This is a genomic window from Anaerotaenia torta, from assembly GCF_050433395.1.
Taxonomy (GTDB): Bacteria; Bacillota; Clostridia; order Lachnospirales; family Lachnospiraceae; genus Mobilitalea; species Mobilitalea torta.
Window position 1 is genome coordinate 1 of record NZ_JBNPXH010000013.1, and the last position, 23758, is coordinate 23758.

A 23758-nucleotide genomic window follows, 5' to 3' on the forward strand; every position below is an offset into this window, starting at 1 on the left:
TAAAGATTTCCATTGCCTTTTAATTATTAGATAACAGAAACTGCGCCACAGCCTTGGCAGGCCATCGCGCAGCGATTTTGTTCAATTCCAATTTATTTAATTGAATATAACTGATTTCTGAAAATTTGCGGGAGTATTTTCTAACGAAGATACCCCCGCTTTTTTTATGCCCTTTTTTAGGGACTCATACTAAAACGAATGGAGGAAATCAAAATGGCAAACGAAACAATGCGTATCTTTTTCCCTCTGAAGATTTTCAGCTATCCTCAGTATGACTGCTCGGAGGATGAGCGGGAGGATATCTCGTCCAGGGATGCGGTGGCATATGAGGATCAAATCCTCGCTGCCATAGCAAAGGAGAACCGGCACTTTGAAAATGACCGAGGTCTTGCCGAGTACATTCACGACGAAGCTCTTAAAGAAAAGGTGCATAGTCTCTACCCGACAGTGGAGGTTGTTGATGGCGAGCTTTGGGGAGTCATGACTGCAGGACTGAAGGAGACTCTCACCGGAGAAGAAACCGCTGCGCTTATGGACTATGTGTGCGGTCAGAACTCTGATGGTTATGGGGAAGGATTTGAGCAGCGTCCCATCAAAACGCCGGATGGAGAAATCTATGTCAGCTTTTGGGACAGCAAAAATTACTCCATGAAGCTGGAGAAGGAGATGAAAAACAGCTCGCCTGATGCTGGATACGGCGGTCCGGTGATGGGAGGAATGTAAAATGAGCAAGGTGTTCTCCATCATTGGTCTGGAAACCAACACCGGCATCAGTGCAGTCGGCCTCATGAGTGGTAGCCCTGAAGCGGAGGACATTCAAAAGTCCCAGTTATATAAAGAGCTAGTCGAGGACTGCGGTGAATCAGAATATATAACGGCGACGGTCAAATCTTACTATTATGGTGAAGGTAAGCCGGAGGATGCCACAGCCGAGGATCTCAATTGGCTTAAGGCCAATCACGAATTTTTATTGAGCGAGGCGGTCACGCATCTGCAGACGAAAAGCTTCGCTATCCTATACCCCGACCAGGGAATGCAGATGAATATGTAGCGCTCTTTAGTTTCTCTTGAAGCTGAAGGGCGCTATTTTTATTTCCGAAACTGTGAGCCAAACAACTAAATAAATGGACGAGAGGGCGCTGTCTTTACCAAAAAAGGCAGCGCCTTTTTTGTTTTTCCGAGAAAGGAGCTGAACCATGAACAATGATTTAAGCACAGAAGCAACAGCAAATGCAGGAGAAACCGGTCTGCCTAAAAAGTTAACCGTCCCCCCGCCCAAAGATACCACCCGATGTGATGGCTGCCCATATCCCGGCGTCGGCTTCATCTGCTGGAGTCCTGACGGCTCCTGTCTGAGAACCGAGGTTGAAAGGATTAGCTCCCGCAGCCGAGGGAGGTGATGCAATGAACAGTCCCATCAGCTGGGTGGGCGGTAAAAAGTCTCTGCGGAATCTGATTTATCAGAGGCTGCCGAAGGAATTCGGCAGGTACATCGAGGTATTTGGCGGAGGCGGTTGGGTGTTATTCGGTCGAAGGCCAAGCACCGTCATGGAGGTATATAACGATTTTAACTCCGACCTTGCCAATATGTTCACCTGTATCCGTGACAGACCCCTGGCTTTGCTAAAAGAGCTTGGCTTTCTTCCTCTTAATGGGCGGGACGAATTCAATGTCCTGAGAAAATTCCTGGAGAAGGAGGAATTCACAAACGAGTATCTGCATGAGGAATTGGAGATAGCGCAAAAGCATCTCACTGAGCTTCAGTTTGAAGAAATCAAGCCCATCCTTTTAGAAAAAGCGCAGATGAACGATGTGAAACGCGCCGCAGCCTTTTACAAGCTCATCCGATTAAGCTACGGAAGCGGCTGCACCAGTTATGGATGTCAGCCCTTCGATATCCGTAAAACCTTTGACCTCATTTGGCAGGCAAGCCGGAGGCTCAAGGACACAGTCATTGAGAACAAGGACTTTGAAGCTCTGATAAAGCAGTATGACCGAGAACACGCTTTCATTTACTGCGACCCCCCATATTATCAAACGGAGGGCCATTATGCCGTGGAGTTCCGCAAAGAGGATCACTACCGACTGCGGGATACCCTGGCAAACTGTCTGGGCAAATGGATGGTCAGCTACAACGACTGCGTATTCATTCGGGAGTTGTATAAAGACTTCAATATCGAAGCGGTCAGCCGAATCAACAACCTCGCGCAACGTTATGACAACGGCTGTGAATATGCCGAGGTGCTGATCTCCAACTATGATACCGGCGAGCGCATGCGGGATATGCCTTTGCAAATGGGCTTATTTGACGTCGGCGGTTTTTTCGGTATGCCATAACAAAATCAAATCATATTTTTCAGGAGGATTTATATTATGAAGCTATTTAAAATGGTTACGTCCGTGGATAAGCACGGTCGTATCACCCTGCAAACAGGGGCGCTCGACGCCGCAGGGCTGAAGCCGGGCGATGAGGTGAATGTCACTCTCGCTGTAGATGATGAGGCTGCTGAAAATACCTGTCCGCAGCTTGTCCTTACCCCCAATGCGTCTGAAGCAGATGAGCCGTTGTGTGATTGCAAAGAAGATGGCGTGGAGATTTCCCTGACCCTTCCCGACTTGCTTCTGGAAGCGGCTGAGATTTCGGAAGCAAGCGCTCTGGAAATTGTCTGCGCGCCGGGCGCCATCGTTATATTGGAAGCGGATATTCTGGATAATCTGCCGGATGAGCTTCACGAGCTGTTCGCTGCACTCGGCATTAACCCCGATACGGTTCGGGAGGTTATGAGAAAGGAGGGTTACTTCGCATGAAAGCAAAGCCCATTTATAAAATAGTAGATGATAAGGGGCGCGTCCTGATTCCAAAGTCATTACGCGCCGCCGCTGAAATGGAGCATGGCGATATCGTTCGCCTTGGTATCCAGAAGGGCGTCATCACAGCTAAAAAGGTTGATCTCATCGAAATCGGTGACCAGTCACCGGAGGCGGTGGAAGCGTTCGTCCACGCCGCTGTTCGTGATATGCCTGAGAATACGCTTATATCATTAGCCGCAAAACTGCTGGACATCATTGAAAAGCGAAAGGAGTAATCCACTATGAGCGAAAAGGAATTATTTACGCAGGAGGACTGTCTGCAAACCGGATATGAAATGTCTATAAGCGGCAAGGTTATAGTCCTAAAACCTTCCGTGTTATCGGAGGAATTCCGTGAAGCCAAGCATCAGCTATATTTCTGTACTGGAGGCTTCGGCAGCAATCCCAATCCAAGCGGCCGGTCAGTCTTTGCCGTTTCCCTTGCTGACGGTGAGAAGGTTCGGTGGAACCGAAGCGACATACTTGGCGTTGCCAAGCCGGAAATCCTTACCGACCATGCCCGACTGCAGCTTTCACAAATCCCTCCTGCCGGAGCCTTGGATCTGAAAAGTCATGAACCGCAGTACAGCGGTTATTGTTTTTTGCCGGACGGCAGATATACTTCCGGCGTGTGGCTGTGCAGCATCAAGGAGGTGCAGGACTACATCGAAATGCAGAAGGACTACCAGCACAGGGTTATGATCTGTGACAGGGATGACTTCTGCGTATTTGAAATGCTTGACGGAAAGGTTGTCCACCCATTGCAGGAAGCCTTGCAAAAGGAACAGCCGGAGCAAGGCGGCATGGAGATGAAGCAATGAAACAAATAAGGACTTGAGGCCGGAATCAGAAAAAATGTTCCGGCTTTTTCATTGTCAAATTTAAAAGAAAGGATTGAGAAAACCCATGAAAAAGAAAGGAAAGCGCATTGTCATTATTGCCCTTGCTCTGCTTCTTCTGATATGCGGCGGCATTTATACGGCATACCGCCTGCATCCGGAAAGCTTTATCGGGCAGGATGAAATCATCACACGCGGTGAGTACGCAGCCATTATGGCACAGGATATGCAGCTGGATACCTCAAACACGGAAAAGGAGCCGCCCAGCTTCCCCGATATCGATGGCCATTGGTCGGAAAAGTACATTGAGGCGCTGATTGACGCAGGAATCATTGATCCTGCCGATTACCCAGACGGCTTCCATCCTGACGATCCCATCACGCGTGCGGAAATTGTCAAGATGTTGGTGAGAGCGGAGGATAAGGATGAGGAAGCTAAAAATACACAGGGGCACAGCGGTTATGATGACCAGTCGGACATCAAGGATGATGACAAGGGATATGTCATCATCGGCCGTGAGGACGGAATCATCGGGGATACGGATGGCAACAAAAGCCGTCCCAATGATCCTGTTACCAAGGGCGACGCCGAGGATATGATTGACAAGGTCACTCCGAAGCCGACAGAGCCGGACACAACTACTCCGAGCCCGACGCCGGGTACCACCGAGCAGCCCACACCAACTCCGACAAATCCGGATGAAAATCAGCCGACTCCGACTCCCACACCAACACCGGGTAATCCGGGCGGCGGTTCAGGAGGTTCGGGAGACGGCGGATATTATTATCCGGACGCGCAGGTACGCTTTGAGCTTCCCGAAACGGCTCATACTGACAGCGAGATAAAGGTCATGCCCGTGTGGAAATACATGAAAAGCTATACCTGGTCGTTGACCAAAACCGCCGTGGACGGCTCCCAACAGCCTGTGGAGCTGGAGGATGCTGTTAACGGTTCCCTTGGCTTGGAGGGCGGCGCTATTCAGTTCAAGGAGGACGGACAGTATACCCTGACCGCCACAGCTAAAAACGCCAGAGGAAAAGAAACGGTGCTGTCCAAACAGATTACAGTATATCCAGTCATCGACCTGAGCTTTGACCTGCCGGATACCACCCATACCGACAAATCGATAACGCTCGCCTTCCCCTTGGAAAAGCTCTACGGTCACGATATCGTGTGGTCGGCGACGAAGGGCAGCGAAGCAGTCCAGCCGACTGATATTCTGGACGGAACGCTCGGAAATGAAGGCGGCACCTTTGTGTTCAGGAACAAGGGTGAATATACGCTCACAGCGTCCATCACCGATGAAACCGGGAGGGCGTTCACTCACAATGAAAACTCAAAGGTCTATTCTGTAGCGGAAATCGCTTTTTCGCTTCCAGCTGCGTCCCACACTGATACAACTCTTAATGTGGTAACGACTCTGAAGGAGGCTGACGGTCTGAATGTCGACTGGAGCCTTACCCAAAATGGTGAGGCCATCGCCCTTGCGGATGCGGTAGAGGGTACACTGGCCAACGAGGGAGGTACGCTCCGCTTTAAGGACAAGGGCGTGTATATGCTCACCGGAACGCTCACTGATGAAATCGGCAGAGCCTTTGAAGCCTCCCAGACCATCACCATCTATCCGGTAGGCTCCATCGGATTTTATGCGCCGGAGATTACCCATACCGACGAAGCAATCCATGTGGAAACCCGCTTTGAAAACCTCGGCGCCGCCGCAATCCAGTGGTCGCTGACCAGGGACGGAGAAGCTGTTGACCTTGTCGATGTGATTGAGGGCGAGCTGACAAATGCGGGCGGCTCCATCCGCTTTATAAATAAAGGCAAGTATGTTCTCAAAGCCTCCTTCACTGACCCTGCTGGCAGAAGCTACAGCTATACAGCGCCGGTTAAGGTCTATCCTGTTCCGAGTATTTCATATACTTTGCCGGAAGCGGCTCATACCGACACCATCGTCAACGTGGTTCCTGAAACCTCCGAGCTGGGCAGCCTGAAGGTTGAGTGGCTGTTGGAGAACGGCTTCGGATTCCAGGATTTTGGGACTTATGTCAGCGGAACGCTGGATAACACCGGCGGCGCCATCCGCTTCAAGCACGCCGGAACCTATGAGCTGATCGCCCGCATCACCGATGAAACGGGGCGGGTGTTCCTGTTTGAGAACGGCGGCAGCATCGAAGTCCTGCCCGTACTGAACATTTCCTTCGAGCTTCCCGAAGCGACCCACACCGACCGCACCATCGACCTGAGAACACGCGGCAACAACAACGTGCTGCCGGTGGAGTGGACACTCACCAAGGACGGTGAGCAGGTTGAGCCTTCCGGCATAATGGAGGGAAGCCTGAACGCTTACGGCGGCAAAATATGCTTTACGCAGGTCGGGGATTACACTCTCACCGCATCCATGACGGACGCGCTGGGCAGAGTGTTCTCCTACAGTGTCTCTACCTCGGTTTATCCGATCCCGACCATTTCACTCAGCGCGCCGCAGACTTGGTACGCCGGGGAAGCCGGAACGGTCATCGTCATCGGCACGGATCTGGAAAACCTCACTGCAGACTGGACTGTTATAAAGGATGACGGCGGCGCTGAGCCGTATTCGAATTATGCATCCGGTACGCTCACAAAAGCAGGCGGTACAATTACATTCCCTACAAAGGGGCAGTATAAGTTGACCCTAACCATGACAGACCTCACAGGTCGAACCTTTATCCGAAGCCAGAGCTTTACCGTCTATCCGATTCCTTCGATGAATTTAAGCATCCCGCAGACCTGGCACACCGGAGAAGCTGGAACAGTCGGAGTCAGCGGTACGGATTTGGAGAACCTTACTGCAAGATGGACAGTCAGGCAGGGAGCTGGCGAAGCGAAGCCATATTATGCTTACGCTTCCGGCGACTTGGTCAAGGATGGCGGCACGATTACCTTCCCGTCAAAAGGACAGTACCAGTTGGCCCTTACGATGACAGATGTAAACGGTCGTCCCTTCACCGAAAGCCGCAGCTTTACTGTCTATCCCATTCCGTCTGTTTCTTTAAGCAGCACACAGCCCTGGTACGTTTGGGAAGCAGGAACGGTCAGTGTCAGCGGCACTGATTTGGAGAACCTCACCGCAAGCTGGACGATTAGCAAGGACAGCGGCGACGTAAAGCCATATTCAACCTATGTCAACGGAACCCTGTCTAAAGTGGGCGGTACAATCACCTTCCCGGCAAAAGGTCAGTATGAGCTGATGCTCACTCTGACAGACGTCACCGGCCGCACCTTCACCAAGAGCCAAAGCTTCACTGTATATCCTATCCCGTCGATGACCCTCGGACTCACGGCACTCAGCTACAGCGGCGACCCTATTGCTGTCACCGCCTCCGGCTCAGAGCTTAACGGAACAAGCATCGATTGGCTTATTTCTGTAGATGGCGGTCAGGCCAAGCCCTATACCCAATATGCCACAGGCTCTGTCGGCACAGGAGGGGGCAGTTTTACCATCAGCACGGATAAAACCATTGCTGTAAAGCTGATTGCGGAAGCAACGGACGTAAACGGCAGAAAATTCACATTCACATCCAACACGGCGACAGTCAAACCAATAGCCAGCTTTCCATTTACCATCCCGTCCTCTGTCCACATCGGCGGCAACATCAATGTATCCCTACCGTCCGTATCCGGACTGGAGGGCAGAACCCTCACATGGTCGCTGACAAAGGACGGCACTCCTGCAAGCTATTCAGGATCTTTGTCAAACACCGGCGGCACCATTGCCATTAATGCACCTGGCAGTTATGTTCTGACCGCAATCACTACCGACAGCACAGGCAGAGTATTCACCTATTCGCAGAGCATCACCATCACCAATACTGCACCGAACAAACCTACTGGCAGTGCAACGGTTACCAGAACGGCGCAAAATGGCAAGCTGTTGGTGAACATCTCAGCTTCGGCTACCGATCCTGATGGCGACGCTGTAACGCTTGAGTATTCAGGAAATACAGCGGACAGCTACTATCCTGTTGGCACAAGCACCGTTTATGTCAGAGCAAGAGACGTCTGGGGGCTGTACTCCGATTGGACGGCCATCACCTTCACAGTAACAAACTCCGCTCCCACAACTCCGGTGATTACCCGCACCCCTGACGGCAACAGCATCGCTCCCGGCGTGCCGATTACCATCACAGGCTCAAGCGCTGATGCTGACGGTGACGCCATCACCTATGTATGGGAAGGCCGCCCGGCACAGACCAGTACCAATTATCCGCTTGGCAAAAATGTGGTGCGTGTGAAGGCTGTGGACTCCACCGGAGCTGAATCGCCTTGGGCTGCAATCGTGTTCTTTATTGCCGACCCCAACAGAGGCGGCGGCATGACGCTGAGCGGACCGGAATCCATCATTCTGGAGCAGGGCATCGCGGGCGCAACCATTACAAATTACACCTTCACTGTTCCTCCTGTTTCAGGTCACAGCGGCAACGACTTTGGACGTATTCGCGGCTATAACGTACTGACCGGACAGTGGGATCAGCTTGACTACGCAACAACTACCAACGGCATCACCTTCAGCCGCAGCTTGTCGCCAGGCATCTACAGTCAGCTGGAGTTTTACTATTACACCAACCACGACTGCATGTACAACAAGAGCAATATCACTTACTCCGTTAACTTCTATTTTGAGTAATACGGCAATCTCAATGCCGGGAAAGGAGGTTTTCATGAGCGGTATTCAAATTAAAAACAACCGAATCCTCTACTACGGCAACACAGCAGGATATATCGAAAAGGGCAAGGCCGTGGTAGACCCTATGTTTGAGAATGACGAGCTAAAGTCCTATCTCTCAAACACCAGAGGCTTCGATATCGAGTGGACGTCTGGCACCTATGAAAGGCTGACGGAGGGGAAGCTCGATCCGGAGGGCAATACACAGCTTCTGAAGAAGTGCCGTGTCTGGCAGCTCAGACCCGACGTTGACCCCATGATGAAATTCATCGGATATGACGAGCTTCTGGAACGTTTCGGTGAGCCGGACCCGGACAATTATAGGACAGTCTATGACGGCGAGGAGAATACCAATAATCTGGACGAGCTATTCGCCAAATTTAACCTCGCCCACCCATCTGGCTATGAGGGGCATAGCCTCTCCATGTCGGATGTTATCGAATTATATGACGATATAGGCAGCACCTTTCACTATGTAGACCGCTTCGGCTTTAAGGAGGTATCCTTCCAGCCGCCGGAGTAGGAGCTGTACCAAGGCCCGACAATGAGTATGTAACCTCATCACCCGCAGCCGGAAGGCTGTTTTTTTATACGACAAAAATAATTAAGAGGAGGAAACACAAATGCCTAAAACACAGAAAGCGGCCAATACCGTGCAGGAAGCTGCGCAGACCGCAGCCGAGCAGCTAATGCCCATGAAGGTGGACGTTAAAATCAGCTCCATCCGTCCGGAGGGCAATCTCCGTGCCTATGCATCCGTCAATCTCAACGATTGCTTCGCAATCAGGAACGTGAAGATTATGGACAGCACCAAGGGCTTGTTCGTCGCCATGCCCAGCTATAAGGCGGGTAACAGCGAGTACAAGGACATCTGCTTTCCGGTTACCAAGGAATTCAGGGAGCAGCTGAACAATGCGGTCATCGAGGCGTATAACCTAGCTCTCACTCAGAGCCAGCAGCAGAAGGCTGTGGATTCGCCCCCTTTTGAGCAGCCGGAGCAGGACTCCGGCATTAAGATGGCGGGGATGTAAGCCCGCCTTTCCCTTTTGATATCCATAACAACCATAAACAAAAAAATTTGGAGGTAAATCACAATGAAAAAGCTCGTAAAAAATATCATCAACAAGGCAAACGAAATGATCACCAAGGTAGTGGTCAAAGCCACAGCAATGCTCTTTAAGTCCCGCACTCTTCTCTGCTCCCAGAGCGGTGAAGGCTTCGTGGATACAGCCATCAAAATCCTGATGGCCGTCGTCATCGGCGCCCTTGTCCTCGGCGGTCTCTATGCCCTGTTCGGCGAAACGGTTCTGCCTACCTTGAAGCAGCGTATTGTCGATATGTTCAACTATGGGAACTGATCTGGACGTATTGTCCCAGATTACGCCGCTTGTGCAGGGCGGCTTTTTTGCTGCCCTGCTTCTTGCGGCCTCGGTCTTCGACATGCAAAAGAGAATAATCCCCGATAAAATCAGCCTTGGAATTGCCCTGACCGGCCTGCTCACATTTGAACCGATGAAGCTATCTGGTATCCTCGCCGCTGTACTCTTCCTTATTATCGCCCTGTTTTTCGGCGGTATCGACGGCGGAGATATCAAGCTCATGGCGGCGGCAGGGCTGGTGCTGGGCTTCACTAAAATCATGACCGCCACGGTCATAGGCTTAACCGCTCTGCTGGTATTCCATGCAGGCAAGATCATAATCCAAAGGCTGCGCGGGAGGACTGTTCAAAAAGCATATCCTCTCGCGCCTTTTCTTTCCCTCGGCTGCCTCGCAGCCTATTTCATATTTTAAGGAGGAACACCCCATGAGTTTTCTCAAAAACCGCACGGTGCTGGGAGTAATCTGCATCGTGCTGGCATTAATCATTTGCTTTGGACTGACCCCGCTCTTTAATCAGAGCGTATCTCAGAAAACGACTGTCATCCGTGTGGTTAAGGACATAAAAGCCGGCGGCGAAATCACCAAGGATATGCTCCAGAGCGTGGAGGTCGGCGGCTACAACCTGCCGGAGGATGTAATAAAGCAGCAGGACGCTGTACTCGGCAAATATGCTGTGGCAGATCTCGCGCCCGGCGACTATATCCTCCCCGCCAAGCTGTCGGACACTCCGGCGTCGGAGAACGCTTACCTGTATAACCTCAATGGCGATAAGCAGGCCATATCCGTCAGCATAAAAAACTTTGCCGGAGGCTTGTCCGGCAAGCTGATTTCCGGCGACATTGTATCGGTTATCGCGCCGGATTATAAAAAGCAGGGCTTGACCGTAATCCCTCCGGAGCTGACCTATGTGGAGGTCATCGGCGTGACCGCCAGCTCCGGCTATGACACGGATCAGCAGGACGTTAACACAGATTCGTCCGCAAAGGATAATAGTGAGAAGCAGCTCCCCGCCACCGTCACCCTGCTGGTCTCGCCGGAGCAGGCCAAAATCCTCGCGGAGCTGGAGGCGGACGGCAAACTCCATCTGTCCCTCGTTTACAGAGGCTCCAAAGAAGCTGCCGCAAAATTTACAGAGCTTCAGGACAAGGTAATAAAAATCCTTTATCCGAAGCCTGCGGCGCAGACGTCCTCACAGACCGGACAACCGCCAATTCAGGAAGCGCCTGCTGTGCCTGAAAATCCCGTACAGGAAGCCGGAGGTGAGTAAGATGCTCAATTTCATGAAAGGGAGCGTCTTCTCCCGCAAGCAGGCTGAGCTCGTGCCGGAGGAACCGGCGCAGGACGTGCAGGTGCTTGCGGTATGGGGCAGTCCCGGCAGCGGAAAGACCACGGTGAGTGTTCGCCTCGCAAAGTATCTGGCGGATCAGAAAAAGAACGTGGCCCTGCTACTATGTGACATGACCACGCCCATGCTTCCCTGTATCTGTCCGCCTAGCGACCTGGAATGCGAGCGTTCCCTCGGCAGCATCCTCGCCGCCACCCATGTGACGGACCTGCTCATCAAGCAGAACTGCGTCACCCATAAGAAGCTGGACTACCTGACCATTATCGGCATGCTCAAGGGCGAGAATGTGTTTACCTACCCGCCGTATTCCCAGGAGCTTGCTGCCGAGCTGATCGACCATCTGCGGGACGTTGCGCCGTACATCATCATCGACTGTGGAAGCGCCATCGCCCACGATATCCTGTCGGCGGTATCCCTGCTGGAGGCTGATTCGGTTCTTCGGCTGGTAAACTGCGACCTGAAATCCGTCAGCTACCTGTCCAGCCAGCTCCCGCTCCTGAAGGATCAGAAATGGGACGCCGATAAGCAGTACAAGGTAGCCTCCAACATCAAATCCAATCAGGCGGGAGAGCATATAGAGTCGGTCTTGGGCAATGTCGCCTTCAAGCTTCCACATTCGGACGAGCTGGATAATCTGGCTCTTGCGGGGAACATGCTGGGAGAGCTGACGCTCAAGGACAGCAGGGGCTTCCGCAAGGAAATCGCCCGGCTCGCAAAGGAGGTGTTCGGCGTATGAGCAGAAAGAATCGCAGGAAGGCTGTGATAATCCCGCCGCTGACAGACGACAGGCCGCACAGCGTCACCATGACAGGCAATCAGGGCCTGTTTTTTTCATCCAATGAAGCTGCCAGGGATTTCAACTCTGTGTTACATGAGGTGCAGGAGTACATTTCCAGCAAATATGCCGCGCTGATCACTGATGGCGGCACAGAGGAAGTTAAGGCGCAGATCAAGCGGTACATCACCAAATATGTTCAGGATTACCGAATTACTGTTGCGGGCATGACACAGGAGCAGCTGGTGGACGCCCTGTACACAGAGATGGCTGAGTTTTCATTTCTGACAAAATACATCTTCGGCGCAGGCATCGAGGAAATCGACGTCAACGCTTGGAACGATATCGAGGTGCAGTACAGCAGCGGAGTCACCAAAAAGCTGGATGAGCGCTTTGACAGCCCCGAACACGCCATCAACGTAGTGCGCCGTATGCTTCATGTGTCCGGCATGGTGCTGGACAACGCCAGCCCCGCCATTTTGGGGCATCTCTCCAAAAACATCCGTATCGCCGTGCTGAAAACCCCGCTGGTGGACGAGGACGTGGGGGTATCCGCTTCCATCCGTATCGTGAACCCTCAATCCATGCAAAGAGAGGATTTCATCCGAGGCGGCACGGCTACCGGACCGATGCTGGACTTTCTGGCTGAGTGCCTCAGATACGGCATTTCGGTCTGTGTGGCAGGAGCCACCAGCTCCGGCAAAACCACGCTGGCAGGATGGCTTCTGACCACCATACCGAACAGCAAAAGAATATTCACCATCGAAAACGGCTCACGCGAACTGGCATTGGTACGCCAAAAGGACGGCAAGGTGTGCAACAGCGTCATCCATACCCTGACCCGCATGAGCGAAAACGACAAACAGAACATTGATCAGGACATTTTACTGGACATGGCCCTGCGCTTTAACCCTGAAATCATCTGCGTGGGCGAGATGCGCGGACCGGAAGCCTATGCCGCCCAGGAGTCGGCCAGAACCGGACACACGGTACTGACCACCATCCACTCCAACAGCTGCGAAGCCACTTGGCGCCGCATGGTTACTCTGTGCAAAAGGAAATATGACATGGCGGACAACACGCTTATGGATCTGGTGACGGAAGCTTTCCCTATCGTGGTCTTCTCCAAACAGCTGGAGAACAAGCAGAGAAAGCTGATGGAGATTATGGAGTGCGAAATCCTGCCGGACGGCACACGCAACTTCCGCAGCCTGTTCCAGTTCCAAATCACAGAGAACCGCGTGGAGGACGGCAAATTCATCATAAACGGCTGCCACAGCGTGCCGCAGGGAATCTCCTCAAGCCTTCAGAAGCGTTTTCTGGAAAACGGGATGCCCCAGGATACCCTAAAACAAATCCTTGCGGCGGGAGGTGTTGCCTGATGATGACAATCCTTTTAATTGCTTGTGCCGGTTTCATCACCGGCGCTTTTCTTTTGCTCAGACTCTCCCCGCTGGAGTTTACCAACGGGCTGTTCGGGTTTCTAACACGCAAAAACAAGAGCATTAAGGCGGAGATCAACGAAACCGCCCGGCGTAGAAAGCCGTCCTTCCTTCGCAGGGAAATCGCTGAGGTGCAGGAGATACTCGCCATAACCGGGCGAAGCTCCCGCTTCTCCATGATCTGTGCGGCGTCGCTGGTGTTCCTCGCGGTAGGCGCCAGCCTTGCCATCCTTATAGGCAACGTATTCCTCGTGCCGGTGACGGCAATCGGCATGATGTTCATCCCATTTTGGTACATCAGGCTGACAGCCACTCATTACAAAAAGAACATCGCTGCGGAGTTGGAAACGGCGCTGTCCATCATCACCACGGCATACCTGCGAAGCGAGGATATCCTTACTGCGGTGGAGGAAAGCATCCAGTATCTCAATCCTCCCGTGCGGAGCGTGTTCGCGGGATTTCAAACACAGGTGAAGCTCCTCGACCCCGATCTGGACAAGGCGCTCCATGATATGAAGCCCAAAATCGATAACGAGGTGTTCCATGAGTGGTGCGACGCCATCGCCGCCTGCCAGCACGACCGCAGCCTCAAGACTACGCTGACCCCGATTGTTTCAAAGCTCTCAGACATGCGCATTGTGAACGCCGAGCTGGAATACCTGGTGTTTGAACCTCGCAAGGAATTCATCATCATGGCCCTGCTGGTAGCAGGCAATGTGCCCATCATGTATTTTCTCAACAAGGACTGGTATCACACCCTGATGCATGCGGCGGTGGGGCAAATCATCCTCGCGGTCTGCGCCGCGGCGATATTTATCTCTACGGCTTTTGTCATCAGACTGACCAAGCCCATCGAGTACAGGAGGTGACGGAAAGAATGACACAACTGTTTTTTACCGGAATACTCCTTGCCGCGGGCCTGTATTTCATTTTGGCAAGTCTTCTGAAGCTGCCCTCCATGGGTGCGGCCAAAGCTATGCTGAACGCGGGAAGGAAGAATAAAAAGGCGGCCAAAACGCTGGAGGCATGGCTCATGACGGGAGCGGTCAAGCTCCCAAGATGCATCCGGATGGATGAGTACAAGCGCAGCCGCATGGCAAACGTCCTGAAAGCGGCCGGCATCAGCATGACGCCGGAGGTTTATTCGGCTTACGCCATCACGAAAGCCGGAGCCATCCTGCTGGGAGTGATACCCTGTCTGTTCGTCCTCCCGCTGCTCTCGCCGGTGCTAATTATCCTTGCGGTCCTGACATATTTCAAGGAAACTCGTAAGGCTGACGAGCAGCTCAAGGAAAAGCGGGAGCAGATTGAGGGCGAGCTGCCGAGGTTTGTTTCCACCATTGAACAGACCCTGAAGTCCAGCCGTGATGTGCTGGCGATGATGGAAAACTACAAAAAGAATGCTGGTCCCGCATTTGCCAGCGAGCTGGACGTGCTGACAGCGGATATGCGCTCGTCCTCCTACGAGGCGGCGCTGACAAGGTTTGAGGCAAGGCTCAATTCACCCATGCTCTCCGATGTGGTCAGAGGACTAATCGGCGTCCTGCGCGGCGATGATAGCGCCGTGTATTTTCAGATGCTGGCTCACGACTTCAAGGCACTGGAGCTTCAACGGCTTAAAGGCCAGGCGCAGAAGATCCCGCCGAAGATCAGGATTTTCTCATTTGTCATGCTGATGTGTTTCCTACTCACCTACATGGCAATCATCGTCATGGAGATTTTAAGCTCGCTCGACACAATGTTTTAGAGGGAGGTGTGAATGCGAAATGGAAAAAAAAGATATTGAAAAGGAGCTTTCGGAAAAGCTCGAAGCTAACTATATCTCCTTCATGAAGGAGTGGGTGAAGCTGGAGCCGCTCCAGCTTATTGAAAAAGCGGAGGAAATCGCCGCCACCAAGCTGGTGTATGAGGAACTGAAAAACGGCGGGTATGATCAGGAGCATCTGGCATACCTGCTGCGCTTCAAAAATCCGCTGGAGGTGGTTCGAGACAAGTGGAGTGAGGAAAACGGCTCGGAAATGGTCTATGACGAGGATATGAGACATGCGCTCTGGGCGATTGCCGATACGCGGGATGCCGAGCAGGACTATGAGCTGGATGAAGCCTATCTCTCACCTGAACAGGGGGTGCGGATGTGCTGAAGCTGCTCAAAAGTAAACGCGGCGAGGGGTATATCGATGTGGCGGTGCTGGTGCTGTGCGTTATGCTGGTCATCGCCCTGGCGGTGAGTGTCCTGCCGGTGTTCGTAACAAAAAACAAGCTGGATACCTACGCCACGGAACTCTGCCGTGAGGCGGAGATTGCCGGGCGTGTCGGCAGCGAAACTACCCTTCGTGCGCAGGTTCTCACCGAGAAAACAGGACTTGCCCCGAATGTATCGTGGTCGAAAACCGGAAGGCTTCAGCTCAATGAGGAATTCACCGTGACCGTCATCGTTCAGACCGACATCGGCATATTCGGCGGCTTCGGGAGCTTTCCCGTCACCCTGAAGGCTGAGGCCAGCGGAAAGAGCGAGGTGTACTGGAAATGAAAATTGGCAGAATTTATGATATACTTAGAAGCAAAGGAGGCTCGTCCTTTCCGCTTGTCGTTGCCGTTACCCTCTCGCTTGTGATTGTATTTTGCGGAATTTCCGAATCCATACGGCTGATGATTGTAGCCCAGGGTGTTCGGGATGCCGTACAGTCCGCTGTTATTTCGACAATCAACGACAACTACGACAATGTGTACCACGGTGTTCGGGAAGGTTACAGCGGAGCATATCAGCCAAACGCCTCCGACTTTCAAGAATATCTGTATTATGGCGATATATATGGTAGGTTGGATCAGCTGCTGGGACTTCGGCAGGAAAACGGCTACCATATGAAATATGCCGGTGATGACATGGAGTTCAGGCTGTCCGGACTTTCTGTCGACCTTGATAACATGCCGCTGGCTCCCGCAAGTCTCGATAATTCAAAAGGTCTGCTGGCTGATGTGGTCATACGGCTGGAGGTTCCGGTGTCCTTTGGCGGGAATAGCCTGCCGCCTATGACGATAAATCTCAGGGTCCAGGCCAAATATATGCCGATATTTTGATCTGTTTTCGGATTGGCAATAGACTTCCGGAAACTTTTGTAGTATGGTGTGTCATTGAAAAGATACATCGACTTTTACACAAGGAGGTATCCTAAATGAAACTGACAGACAAAACAAAAAAACGCCTGACCATCGCCGGACTCGGCGTGGTGTGCGTCGTACTTGTGATAGCAATAGCCTCGCAGTTTAAGCCGGAGGCTCCCAAGGGAGTATCCATCCAGCCCTCAAGCACAGTATCTGACGAGGTAAACCCCGCTGATGTCATTCCTTCGCCGTCAACGGAGGTAACCGTGCCGTCCATCAATCCGACTGAGTCTTCGGCTCCGCCTGCGGGTGCCGGAGATTCTAACGGGGCCGAGCAGAGCATACAGGCGGAGGTCACCAAGCCCACCGAACCGCCGCAGGAGGTAAAGACCGACCCGTCCAAAACACCGGACGGACAGAAAGTAGATAAGGTTACCCCTGTGGAGCATGACAAGGTGACGAAGCCGGAGAATCCCCCATCTGGTACACCCGAGTCCGGAGATAAAAAGGACGGTAAAATATATGTCCCCGGCTTCGGCTGGATAGACGATAACGGCGGCGGAGTACAGCAAAACGATGTTGGCTCCGATGGTGATATTAATAAGCAAGTCGGAAATATGGACTAAGAACAACTCATATAAGGTAAAAAGCACCGAGTAATCGGTGCTTTTTGCTGTTCATGGAGGTATTGTATGAAACGACGTCTCAGCTTTTTTCTTGTGCTGGTTCTGCTGCTCTCCATGCTTTTGCCTGTTACGGCCTACGCCGATGGTGAAGGCAACATAGATAACGGCGGCGGTGGAATGGGCAGCGGAACCAATGAAAATTACTGGAATGGCGGTGATGAAGGCGTAAGGGTTACTGTGGTTCGAGTCAGCGACAGATCACCTGTTACCACACCTGTTGATTTCTCAAATAGGACACCATCAATAGCCGTACATTTTGGAAAGGTATCAAAAATATCATATACAGCTGGCAGAACCTTGTCTCCTGTTACGACAACGTATGTTTGTGAAAAGCCGGATATTGCTATGCCAAGAATAATAAGCACCAGCAGCGGGCAGGCAAACATCGAGCAGATAAAACAATACTTCTGCTCCGAGTATATGGTCATGACCGTCGCTCAGGTCACAGGTATGAACTACGAGATTTTAACCAATGGCGAATACAAGCTCCTGCTGGAACCCATCGCCTACATGACCTTTGGCGGAATCAAGTACGCCATGACCGCAACGGAAGCCGCGCTTTTTGATCAGCAGCTAAACGGCGGCCTGCGGAGCAAAATGGTATCACTCAGTCATAAGAACCTGCCGTTGGCGATGTTCCTTGAAACGCCGGATCTCGGCTACCCGGCATGGGATGGCTCCACGACCACAGCCGCTTCAAATACGGATATAATTTCATCCCTCGGTCTTGGCATCGTGCGCTTCAATGAGGCGGAGCCGGAGCCTCCGGAGGTAACGGCTGCCGATTATGAGTATAGGGTTAACACCGACGTCATCACATCGGTGACTGTTCGGGGAGGTCAATCGGATCCCGACCATCCTGTCACCGTGTATTTCACCATCGGTGGTCAGACCTATTCTGTCGGTACCATATACTATCCGGCAGGAGACAGTCAGCTTGCGTGGGTGCGCTGGAGGACGCCGTCCAGCCCACAGACCATGATTATTCATGTGTCGGTATCGGGCGGAGGCTCGGCAAGTCAGGGGACCATCACGGCAAGGATAGTGGATCTGTCAAAGAACGATCCGCCCAATCCGGTGGCTGACGACCGGAACGACTCATATTCTGCAGTTGCTGTACCCGGCAAGGCACAGAAAACCTCTGCCTCTTGGGGCGTATGGCGTCCATGGTGGCATGCCTATTGGGTATGGCATGGATCGGATGAGGACGGTTATTGGTGCGATCACGGATGGTGGGAGTTCGACTGGCTCTCATACTCCGCCAGTCTTTCAGCCTCCATGAATGTTGTGCCGGACGCTAAAGCCCCGACCGCATCCGGAAAAACCATGAAAAGCGGATACGGCATCAACCAGACCGTCACTACCAATGTCAGCACCAACCAATCCTCGGCGGTGACCGACGCACAGAACGCCGTCACATATTTCCCCGAATTCAAATACGAAACCTACTGGCGGCTGCTGGAGCGCACACAGGCCGGATACAGCTCCAAATTCGAGTTTAATACCAACAAATACTCGACCTACAAGCGTCGGACACACTTCACTCCCATATGGTTCCCCGATGGGAGCTACACGCCGTATACCTGGCTCATCGACTGCTGGACTCCGGCCGGTATGCTCTCCATGAACCTCGCCGACTCGGTGACAATCGGGGGAAGCCTTTGGGATGACTGGCACATCGCTCCGGTAAAACCGTAACCAGCAGAAAAGAAACACGACCGTAGGGCAAGAGCTTTGCGGTCTTTTTTTATACCCAAAATTAATACAAGAAAGGTGGTTATCCTCATGAAACTGAAACGAATCCTGACTGTTCTCCTCGTGGTGCTGCTGCTGGGCTTTGCGCTCTGCACAACCGCCTATGCCGCACCTCCAGGAGATGTGGCCGGAGCAATCGAAAACACCTGGAACGACGCATCCGGTCAGATCAAGACCGTGGTTAACAAGGTGGTATTCCCGGCAATTGACCTGATACTGGCGGTGTTTTTCTTCGCCAAGCTTGGTACGGCCTATTTCGACTACCGGAAGCACGGACAGTTTGAATGGGCAGCTCCGGCGATCTTGTTCGCTTGTCTTGTGTTCACCCTGACCGCGCCGCTATACATCTGGCAGATACTCGGGATGTAGGAGGTGTGAAAAGATGAACTACTTTGAACAGGAGCTGCGCAAGCTGTTCGGAAATGGCGCTGCTATCTCTGATAAAAGGTTTGTCGGCAGGGCTTTCTTCGGAAAGCTCACCAACAGCCTCCGTGTGAGAGTCGAATTTGTCACAATGGGTGTGGCTGACCATTACGATGCTATCAAGGCAACCATAATCAACCGCAACGACGGACCGGTGGACTCTGTAACACTACGGTTCTCAGACCTGCTCGGCAAAAAAGCAGTAAGCAATCCGAACTTCAAAAATGGCATTACCCCGTACATATGGAAGTATGGGGAGGAAATCGACTGGTATGTCTACAAGCCGAATAAGGCGGACTATGATCGGATATCCGAGGCTATCAATGATTACCTTGACGTATACCGTGAACCGAAGCTGGAGATGGAGCAGTCCGGCCAGAGCGAAAACGGCCTGACAATGCGGGGCATGTAAATAGCTTTTTTCGGGAGCTTGTGTGAACAGGCTCCCATATTTTTTTATCCGGAAAGGAGGTGCCAACCCATGTTTATATGGGATTTTGTTGCTGACACCGTGCTGGGACAGATTGTCGATTGGTTCTACGGTCAGATAATCGGCTTCCTCGGTAATTTCTTTACTGAGATGAACAACATGGGCGCCGACTTGTTCAATATGACCTGGGTGAAGTCCATCGTCCTGTTTTTTGTTTATCTGGCTTGGACGCTCTATGGGACTGGTCTGGTGGTATCGGCCTTTGAGTGCGGCATCGAGTACCAAAACGGCAGGGGCAGCATCAAGGACGCCGCCATGAATGCCATTAAAGGCTTTATGGCTGTCAGCTTGTTCTCCATCGTACCGGTGGAGCTATATAAGCTGTCCATCTCCCTGCAGAGCAGTCTCACGGCTGGAATCACAGGGTTCGGTGATGGAATAGACACCATCGCAAGCAACATCATCAGTGAACTGAGTGCGGCCGGAAGCCTTGAAAACGCAGGAAGCGTTTTCGGCTTCGGCTCCGTCACCAGCCCGATCATGATGCTTTTTATCGTCATCCTTATGGGCTATGCCGTGATCAAGGTGTTTTTCGCCAACCTGAAAAGGGGCGGCATCCTGCTCATTCAGATCGCGGTCGGCAGCCTGTATATGTTCTCTGTCCCGCGCGGGTATCTTGACGGCTTTGTCAGCTGGAGTAAGCAGATTATTGGTCTTTGCCTGACAGCCTTCCTGCAATCCACCATCCTCATTGCGGGGCTTATGGTGGTCAAGGATCACGCCCTGCTTGGGCTTGGGCTTATGCTGGCGGCTGGAGAGGTGCCGAGAATTGCCGGAGCTTTCGGGCTGGACACCAGCACCAAAGGTAACCTGATGAGCGCGGTTTATACGGCGCAGACTGCCGTCAACATGACGAGAACCGTGGTGAAGGCGGTGGCCGCGAAATGAAGCTGGTATATATCTGCTCCCCTTACGCAGGGGACATTGAAACCAACATACGGTTTGCCAAGGGTGCCTGCCTTTATGCCGCAGAGCATGGCTGTGCGCCTGTCGCCGTCCACTTGCTATACCCGCAAATACTGGATGACAGCATACCCGCCCAGCGGGTGATTGGTATTCAAATGGGGCTGCGGGTGTTGGCTTCATGCGACGAGCTATGGATATGCGGTTCGCGTATCAGCCATGGCATGAGCTGTGAAATCGCGGAAGCCGAGCGCCTTGGTGTCCCCGTCAGAAGCGTACCTGCAGAACAGATACAAGGAGGACGTCATATGAAAATTAACACCCCAAAAGAAAGAACAGTCATGCCGGAGGAAACGCCTTCTCCCGGTATGGTGTTGGAATTGTGACCTTATCGCTGTCCCTTGGAAGCCTGTTTGACGGGATCGGCGGATTTCCGCTGGCAGGCGTCCGGCAGGGTTTCACTCCTGTATGGGCCAGCGAGATCGAGCCGTTACCCATTGAAGTTACGAAAATACGGTTTCCGGAAATGCTCCATGTCGGTGACATCACAAAACTGAAAGGAACCGAGCTCGCTTCCGTGGACATTGTCTGCGGGGGTTCACCATGTCAGGACTTATCGGTCGCGGGGAAACGCGCCGGACTTCAGGGCGAGCGTTCCGGCCTTTTCATGGAGCAGATTCGTGTCATAAAGGAGCTGAGAGAGCATGACGCAAGAAGAAAGCGGACAATTGACCCTGTTCGACTTAGACCCAGATATATGGTCTGGGAAAATGTCCCCGGAGCTTTCTCCTCCGCGGGCGGAGAGGACTTCCGCGCGGTGCTTGAGGAAACCTGCCGAATTGTTGACAGTTCCGTTTCTGTACCTCGACCTCCGGGAGGGGTATGGAAGTCTGCTGGGGCCATATTGGGAGATCAATTCTCACTTGCTTGGAGGGTATACGACGCTCAATACTGGTCCGTCCCACAAAGGCGCAAAAGAATCTATCTTGTCGCAGATTTTGGAGGCCACACCGCACCACAAATATTATTTAAGCAAGACAGCCTGCTTGGGGATTCTGCGCCGGGCGAAGAAGCGCGGCAAAGAGCTGCCGCCTGTTCTGAAGCAGGCACTGGAGATACAGGCGGGAATCCGACCGACAGAATGACGGATAGCGGTCCCGTTGCCTTCACCTGCAACCAGCGGGACGAGGTGCGGAATCTGCACGATGTGTCTGGAGCAATCCAGGCGCAGCCGGGCATGAAGCAGCAAACCTTCATCGCCCAACTGCCCAATGAAACTGAAGCGTCCGAGAGCAGTTCCAACATGGTGCCAAGTATTCTGTGCCTGAACGATCAAGGTGGCAACCGCATGGACGTGACGGAAAATATAACGGCAACATTGCGCGCTCAGATGGATGGACACCCTCCGCTCGTGCTGGGCAGCCAGCAGGGCGGCGCGGAAATCTGTGAAAACCTGTGTCCGACCATCACGTCGGCGGCGGGAACCAGCGGAAACAACCAGCCGGTTCTGTTTGAAAACCACGGCATCGATTCCAGATATACCGGTCCCCATGCAGTGGCTCCGACTATGTCCGCACGGTACGGAACAGGCGGAAACAACGTGCCGCTTGTCTCACAAGATGCTGTTCATTCCGAGGATGAATGTGGCGATATGCCACATTCAGAAACCTATTGCATCGCCGGAAACATCATCGACCGCCAGGATCACAACGGCGGCAACGGCATGGGCTTCCAGCCGGACATCAGCTATACGCTCAATACCGCAGACCGGCATTGCGTCTTCTCCCAGCAGCGGAGTGACGAATACGTCTCCAACGATGTGGTCAGCACGCAGAGCGCAAGGCAATATAAGGACTCAACCGACCTCGTGTGTGAGATGGACGTCGCCGGACTTGACTGCCGGAACGGTGCGGAAAACGGCGATTTAAGCGGAACGCTCCAGTCCAAAACGGATGGCGGATATTCGCTGAACAACGTGCATCCCGTCCGCATCGGAAAGCTCATTAGGCGGCTCACGCCTCTGGAATGCGAAAGGCTCCAGGGCTTCCCCGATTACTGGACAGGCATCCCCGGCGCCTCGGACAGCTCACGGTATAAAGCCCTTGGTAACAGTGTGGCGATTCCCTGTGTGGAGAATGTTCTCCGGGGAATCGCTTTTTTTATACGAAAATTCAACAAAGAACAGGAGGAATCTGAATGTACATCTACCCCGATAACCTGAAATCCAAGGCGGTGCTGTGGCTGTGGCAGCTCAGAGATATCGGCGTCATCGGCGTCGGTCTTTTGCTTTCTGTGTTTGCACTCGCGCAGCTTAAATTCCTGCCGCCCATCGTCATCACAGCCCTCTATGCCTTTCTGACAATCCGGTTTGAGGATACCAGCATCCTCGACTTTATAAAATACGCCTGCGCTTTCTTCATAACGAAGCAGCAGACCTACGAATGGGGGTACGGAAAACAATGAGCAGAAAAGAAAAAAAGACGGCAAAGCAAAGGCAATACACCCGGCAGCTCATCAACACCAAGGGCATTACCGATTACAGCCTTTTGACCGCCCGCGGCGATGAGCTGGTGTACTTTATCGTCAAGCCCACCAACATCTCCGTCCTGTCAGAGGAAAGCGTATCGGCGCGAATCTATGCCTTGATGACTGTCCTCAAGGGGATGGCGGAGCTGGAATTCCTGTGCCTGAACAGCCGTGAAAACTTCGAGGACAACAAGCAGTTCCTGAAAAAGCGAATGGAGCAGGAGAACAATCCCGCCGTCCGCAGGCTATTGGAGCATGACCTCCACCACCTTGACCGGATACAGGTGCAGATGGCGACGGCCAGAGAATTCCTCGTAGTCATCCGGCTGAAGGGCGAAAAGGAATCCGAGGTGTTTCCCTATCTGAACCGTATCGAAAAAACCCTGCGGGAGCAGGGCTTCTCCTCCAAGCGTGCGGAACGGGAGGACGTCAAACGCATGCTGGCGATTTACTTTGAGCAAAACGTCACGACGGAGCGCTTTGAGGACTTCGACGGAGAGCGCTGGATTGTTCTGAATGAATGAAATATATGAAAAG

General features: G+C 52.7%; 29 protein-coding genes. 28 read left to right on the forward strand and 1 reads right to left on the reverse strand.

The window, feature by feature from the left end:
• The first annotated feature begins 213 nt into the window (after positions 1–213).
• Positions 214–723 (forward strand): hypothetical protein, encoded by a 510-nt coding sequence (locus HNQ56_RS19070; RefSeq protein ID WP_429149446.1) that lies wholly within the window; start codon positions 214–216, stop codon positions 721–723.
• A gap of 1 nt (position 724) precedes the next feature.
• On the forward strand, positions 725–1051 hold the full coding sequence (locus HNQ56_RS19075) for a hypothetical protein (RefSeq protein ID WP_429149448.1): 327 nt from the start codon (positions 725–727) through the stop codon (positions 1049–1051).
• 6 nt (positions 1052–1057) lie between these two features.
• Here HNQ56_RS19075 and HNQ56_RS19080 read toward each other — a convergent pair whose 3' ends face one another.
• On the reverse strand, positions 1058–1327 hold the full coding sequence (locus HNQ56_RS19080; RefSeq protein WP_429149450.1) for a hypothetical protein: 270 nt from the start codon (positions 1325–1327) through the stop codon (positions 1058–1060).
• A gap of 77 nt (positions 1328–1404) precedes the next feature.
• Between HNQ56_RS19080 and HNQ56_RS19085 the strand changes: the two genes are divergently transcribed.
• From HNQ56_RS19085 to HNQ56_RS19210, 26 genes are all read left to right on the forward strand, one after another.
• Complete coding sequence (locus tag HNQ56_RS19085; RefSeq protein WP_429149451.1) at positions 1405–2337, forward strand: DNA adenine methylase; 933 nt, start codon at positions 1405–1407, stop codon at positions 2335–2337.
• 36 nt (positions 2338–2373) lie between these two features.
• Entirely contained in the window at positions 2374–2808 is a 435-nt protein-coding gene (locus tag HNQ56_RS19090) for a hypothetical protein (protein WP_429149453.1), read from the forward strand.
• Positions 2805–3086, forward strand: coding sequence for an AbrB family transcriptional regulator (locus tag HNQ56_RS19095; protein WP_429149454.1), 282 nt, complete (start codon positions 2805–2807; stop codon positions 3084–3086). The genes HNQ56_RS19090 and HNQ56_RS19095 overlap by 4 nt, the downstream gene beginning before the upstream one ends.
• Before the next feature lie 6 nt (positions 3087–3092).
• The gene (locus HNQ56_RS19100) at positions 3093–3671 is read left to right on the forward strand and encodes a hypothetical protein (protein ID WP_429149456.1); all 579 of its coding nucleotides are present in this window, start codon (positions 3093–3095) and stop codon (positions 3669–3671) included.
• Between the two features lie 85 nt (positions 3672–3756).
• Positions 3757–8355 (forward strand): S-layer homology domain-containing protein, encoded by a 4599-nt coding sequence (locus HNQ56_RS19105; RefSeq protein WP_429149458.1) that lies wholly within the window; start codon positions 3757–3759, stop codon positions 8353–8355.
• Positions 8356–8389: 34 nt separating this feature from the next.
• A complete protein-coding gene (locus tag HNQ56_RS19110) occupies positions 8390–8917 on the forward strand; it encodes a YodL domain-containing protein (RefSeq protein WP_429149460.1) in 528 nt (175 codons plus the stop codon).
• 100 nt (positions 8918–9017) lie between these two features.
• The gene (locus HNQ56_RS19115; protein ID WP_429149461.1) at positions 9018–9425 is read left to right on the forward strand and encodes a SpoVG family protein; all 408 of its coding nucleotides are present in this window, start codon (positions 9018–9020) and stop codon (positions 9423–9425) included.
• 138 nt (positions 9426–9563) lie between these two features.
• A complete protein-coding gene (locus HNQ56_RS19120) occupies positions 9564–9752 on the forward strand; it encodes a DUF6133 family protein (RefSeq protein WP_429149782.1) in 189 nt (62 codons plus the stop codon).
• Positions 9742–10185, forward strand: coding sequence for a prepilin peptidase (locus HNQ56_RS19125; RefSeq protein WP_429149463.1), 444 nt, complete (start codon positions 9742–9744; stop codon positions 10183–10185). The genes HNQ56_RS19120 and HNQ56_RS19125 overlap by 11 nt, the downstream gene beginning before the upstream one ends.
• Positions 10186–10198: 13 nt before the next feature.
• Positions 10199–11041, forward strand: a complete 843-nt coding sequence (cpaB, locus tag HNQ56_RS19130) for a Flp pilus assembly protein CpaB (protein ID WP_429149465.1) — start codon at positions 10199–10201, stop codon at positions 11039–11041.
• 1 nt (position 11042) lies between these two features.
• Positions 11043–11855 carry an AAA family ATPase gene (locus HNQ56_RS19135; RefSeq protein ID WP_227020633.1) on the forward strand — a complete coding sequence of 271 codons (813 nt, stop codon included), beginning with the start codon at positions 11043–11045 and terminating at the stop codon, positions 11853–11855.
• Positions 11856–11923: 68 nt separating this feature from the next.
• Positions 11924–13276, forward strand: coding sequence for a type II/IV secretion system ATPase subunit (locus HNQ56_RS19140; protein ID WP_429149785.1), 1353 nt, complete (start codon positions 11924–11926; stop codon positions 13274–13276).
• Positions 13276–14205 carry a type II secretion system F family protein gene (locus HNQ56_RS19145; protein ID WP_429149467.1) on the forward strand — a complete coding sequence of 310 codons (930 nt, stop codon included), beginning with the start codon at positions 13276–13278 and terminating at the stop codon, positions 14203–14205. The genes HNQ56_RS19140 and HNQ56_RS19145 overlap by 1 nt, the downstream gene beginning before the upstream one ends.
• 8 nt (positions 14206–14213) lie before the next feature.
• Positions 14214–15083 carry a secretion protein F gene (locus tag HNQ56_RS19150; protein ID WP_429149469.1) on the forward strand — a complete coding sequence of 290 codons (870 nt, stop codon included), beginning with the start codon at positions 14214–14216 and terminating at the stop codon, positions 15081–15083.
• Positions 15084–15102: 19 nt separating this feature from the next.
• On the forward strand, positions 15103–15477 hold the full coding sequence (locus tag HNQ56_RS19155) for a DUF3848 domain-containing protein (protein WP_429149470.1): 375 nt from the start codon (positions 15103–15105) through the stop codon (positions 15475–15477).
• Positions 15471–15866 (forward strand): DUF4320 family protein, encoded by a 396-nt coding sequence (locus HNQ56_RS19160; protein ID WP_227020628.1) that lies wholly within the window; start codon positions 15471–15473, stop codon positions 15864–15866. The genes HNQ56_RS19155 and HNQ56_RS19160 overlap by 7 nt, the downstream gene beginning before the upstream one ends.
• Positions 15863–16414 (forward strand): hypothetical protein, encoded by a 552-nt coding sequence (locus HNQ56_RS19165; RefSeq protein WP_429149472.1) that lies wholly within the window; start codon positions 15863–15865, stop codon positions 16412–16414. The genes HNQ56_RS19160 and HNQ56_RS19165 overlap by 4 nt, the downstream gene beginning before the upstream one ends.
• A 95-nt stretch (positions 16415–16509) precedes the next feature.
• Positions 16510–17064 carry a DUF6550 family protein gene (locus HNQ56_RS19170; protein ID WP_429149474.1) on the forward strand — a complete coding sequence of 185 codons (555 nt, stop codon included), beginning with the start codon at positions 16510–16512 and terminating at the stop codon, positions 17062–17064.
• Between the two features lie 66 nt (positions 17065–17130).
• The gene (locus tag HNQ56_RS19175; RefSeq protein WP_429149476.1) at positions 17131–18822 is read left to right on the forward strand and encodes a DUF8193 domain-containing protein; all 1692 of its coding nucleotides are present in this window, start codon (positions 17131–17133) and stop codon (positions 18820–18822) included.
• Between the two features lie 87 nt (positions 18823–18909).
• Positions 18910–19248, forward strand: coding sequence for a DUF3852 domain-containing protein (locus tag HNQ56_RS19180; RefSeq protein ID WP_429149478.1), 339 nt, complete (start codon positions 18910–18912; stop codon positions 19246–19248).
• Between the two features lie 13 nt (positions 19249–19261).
• The gene (locus HNQ56_RS19185) at positions 19262–19714 is read left to right on the forward strand and encodes a hypothetical protein (RefSeq protein ID WP_429149480.1); all 453 of its coding nucleotides are present in this window, start codon (positions 19262–19264) and stop codon (positions 19712–19714) included.
• A gap of 69 nt (positions 19715–19783) precedes the next feature.
• Positions 19784–20680: a conjugal transfer protein TrbL family protein gene (locus HNQ56_RS19190; RefSeq protein WP_429149482.1), complete on the forward strand. Its 897-nt coding sequence runs from the start codon at positions 19784–19786 to the stop codon at positions 20678–20680.
• Positions 20677–21081, forward strand: a complete 405-nt coding sequence (locus HNQ56_RS19195) for a DUF7768 domain-containing protein (protein WP_429149484.1) — start codon at positions 20677–20679, stop codon at positions 21079–21081. The genes HNQ56_RS19190 and HNQ56_RS19195 overlap by 4 nt, the downstream gene beginning before the upstream one ends.
• Positions 21078–22916: a DNA cytosine methyltransferase gene (locus HNQ56_RS19200; protein ID WP_429149486.1), complete on the forward strand. Its 1839-nt coding sequence runs from the start codon at positions 21078–21080 to the stop codon at positions 22914–22916. The genes HNQ56_RS19195 and HNQ56_RS19200 overlap by 4 nt, the downstream gene beginning before the upstream one ends.
• Positions 22892–23158, forward strand: coding sequence for a hypothetical protein (locus HNQ56_RS19205; RefSeq protein ID WP_227020155.1), 267 nt, complete (start codon positions 22892–22894; stop codon positions 23156–23158). Before HNQ56_RS19200 ends, HNQ56_RS19205 begins: the two co-directional genes overlap by 25 nt.
• Positions 23155–23745, forward strand: coding sequence for a hypothetical protein (locus tag HNQ56_RS19210; RefSeq protein WP_255227632.1), 591 nt, complete (start codon positions 23155–23157; stop codon positions 23743–23745). The genes HNQ56_RS19205 and HNQ56_RS19210 overlap by 4 nt, the downstream gene beginning before the upstream one ends.
• Positions 23746–23758 lie beyond the last annotated feature (13 nt).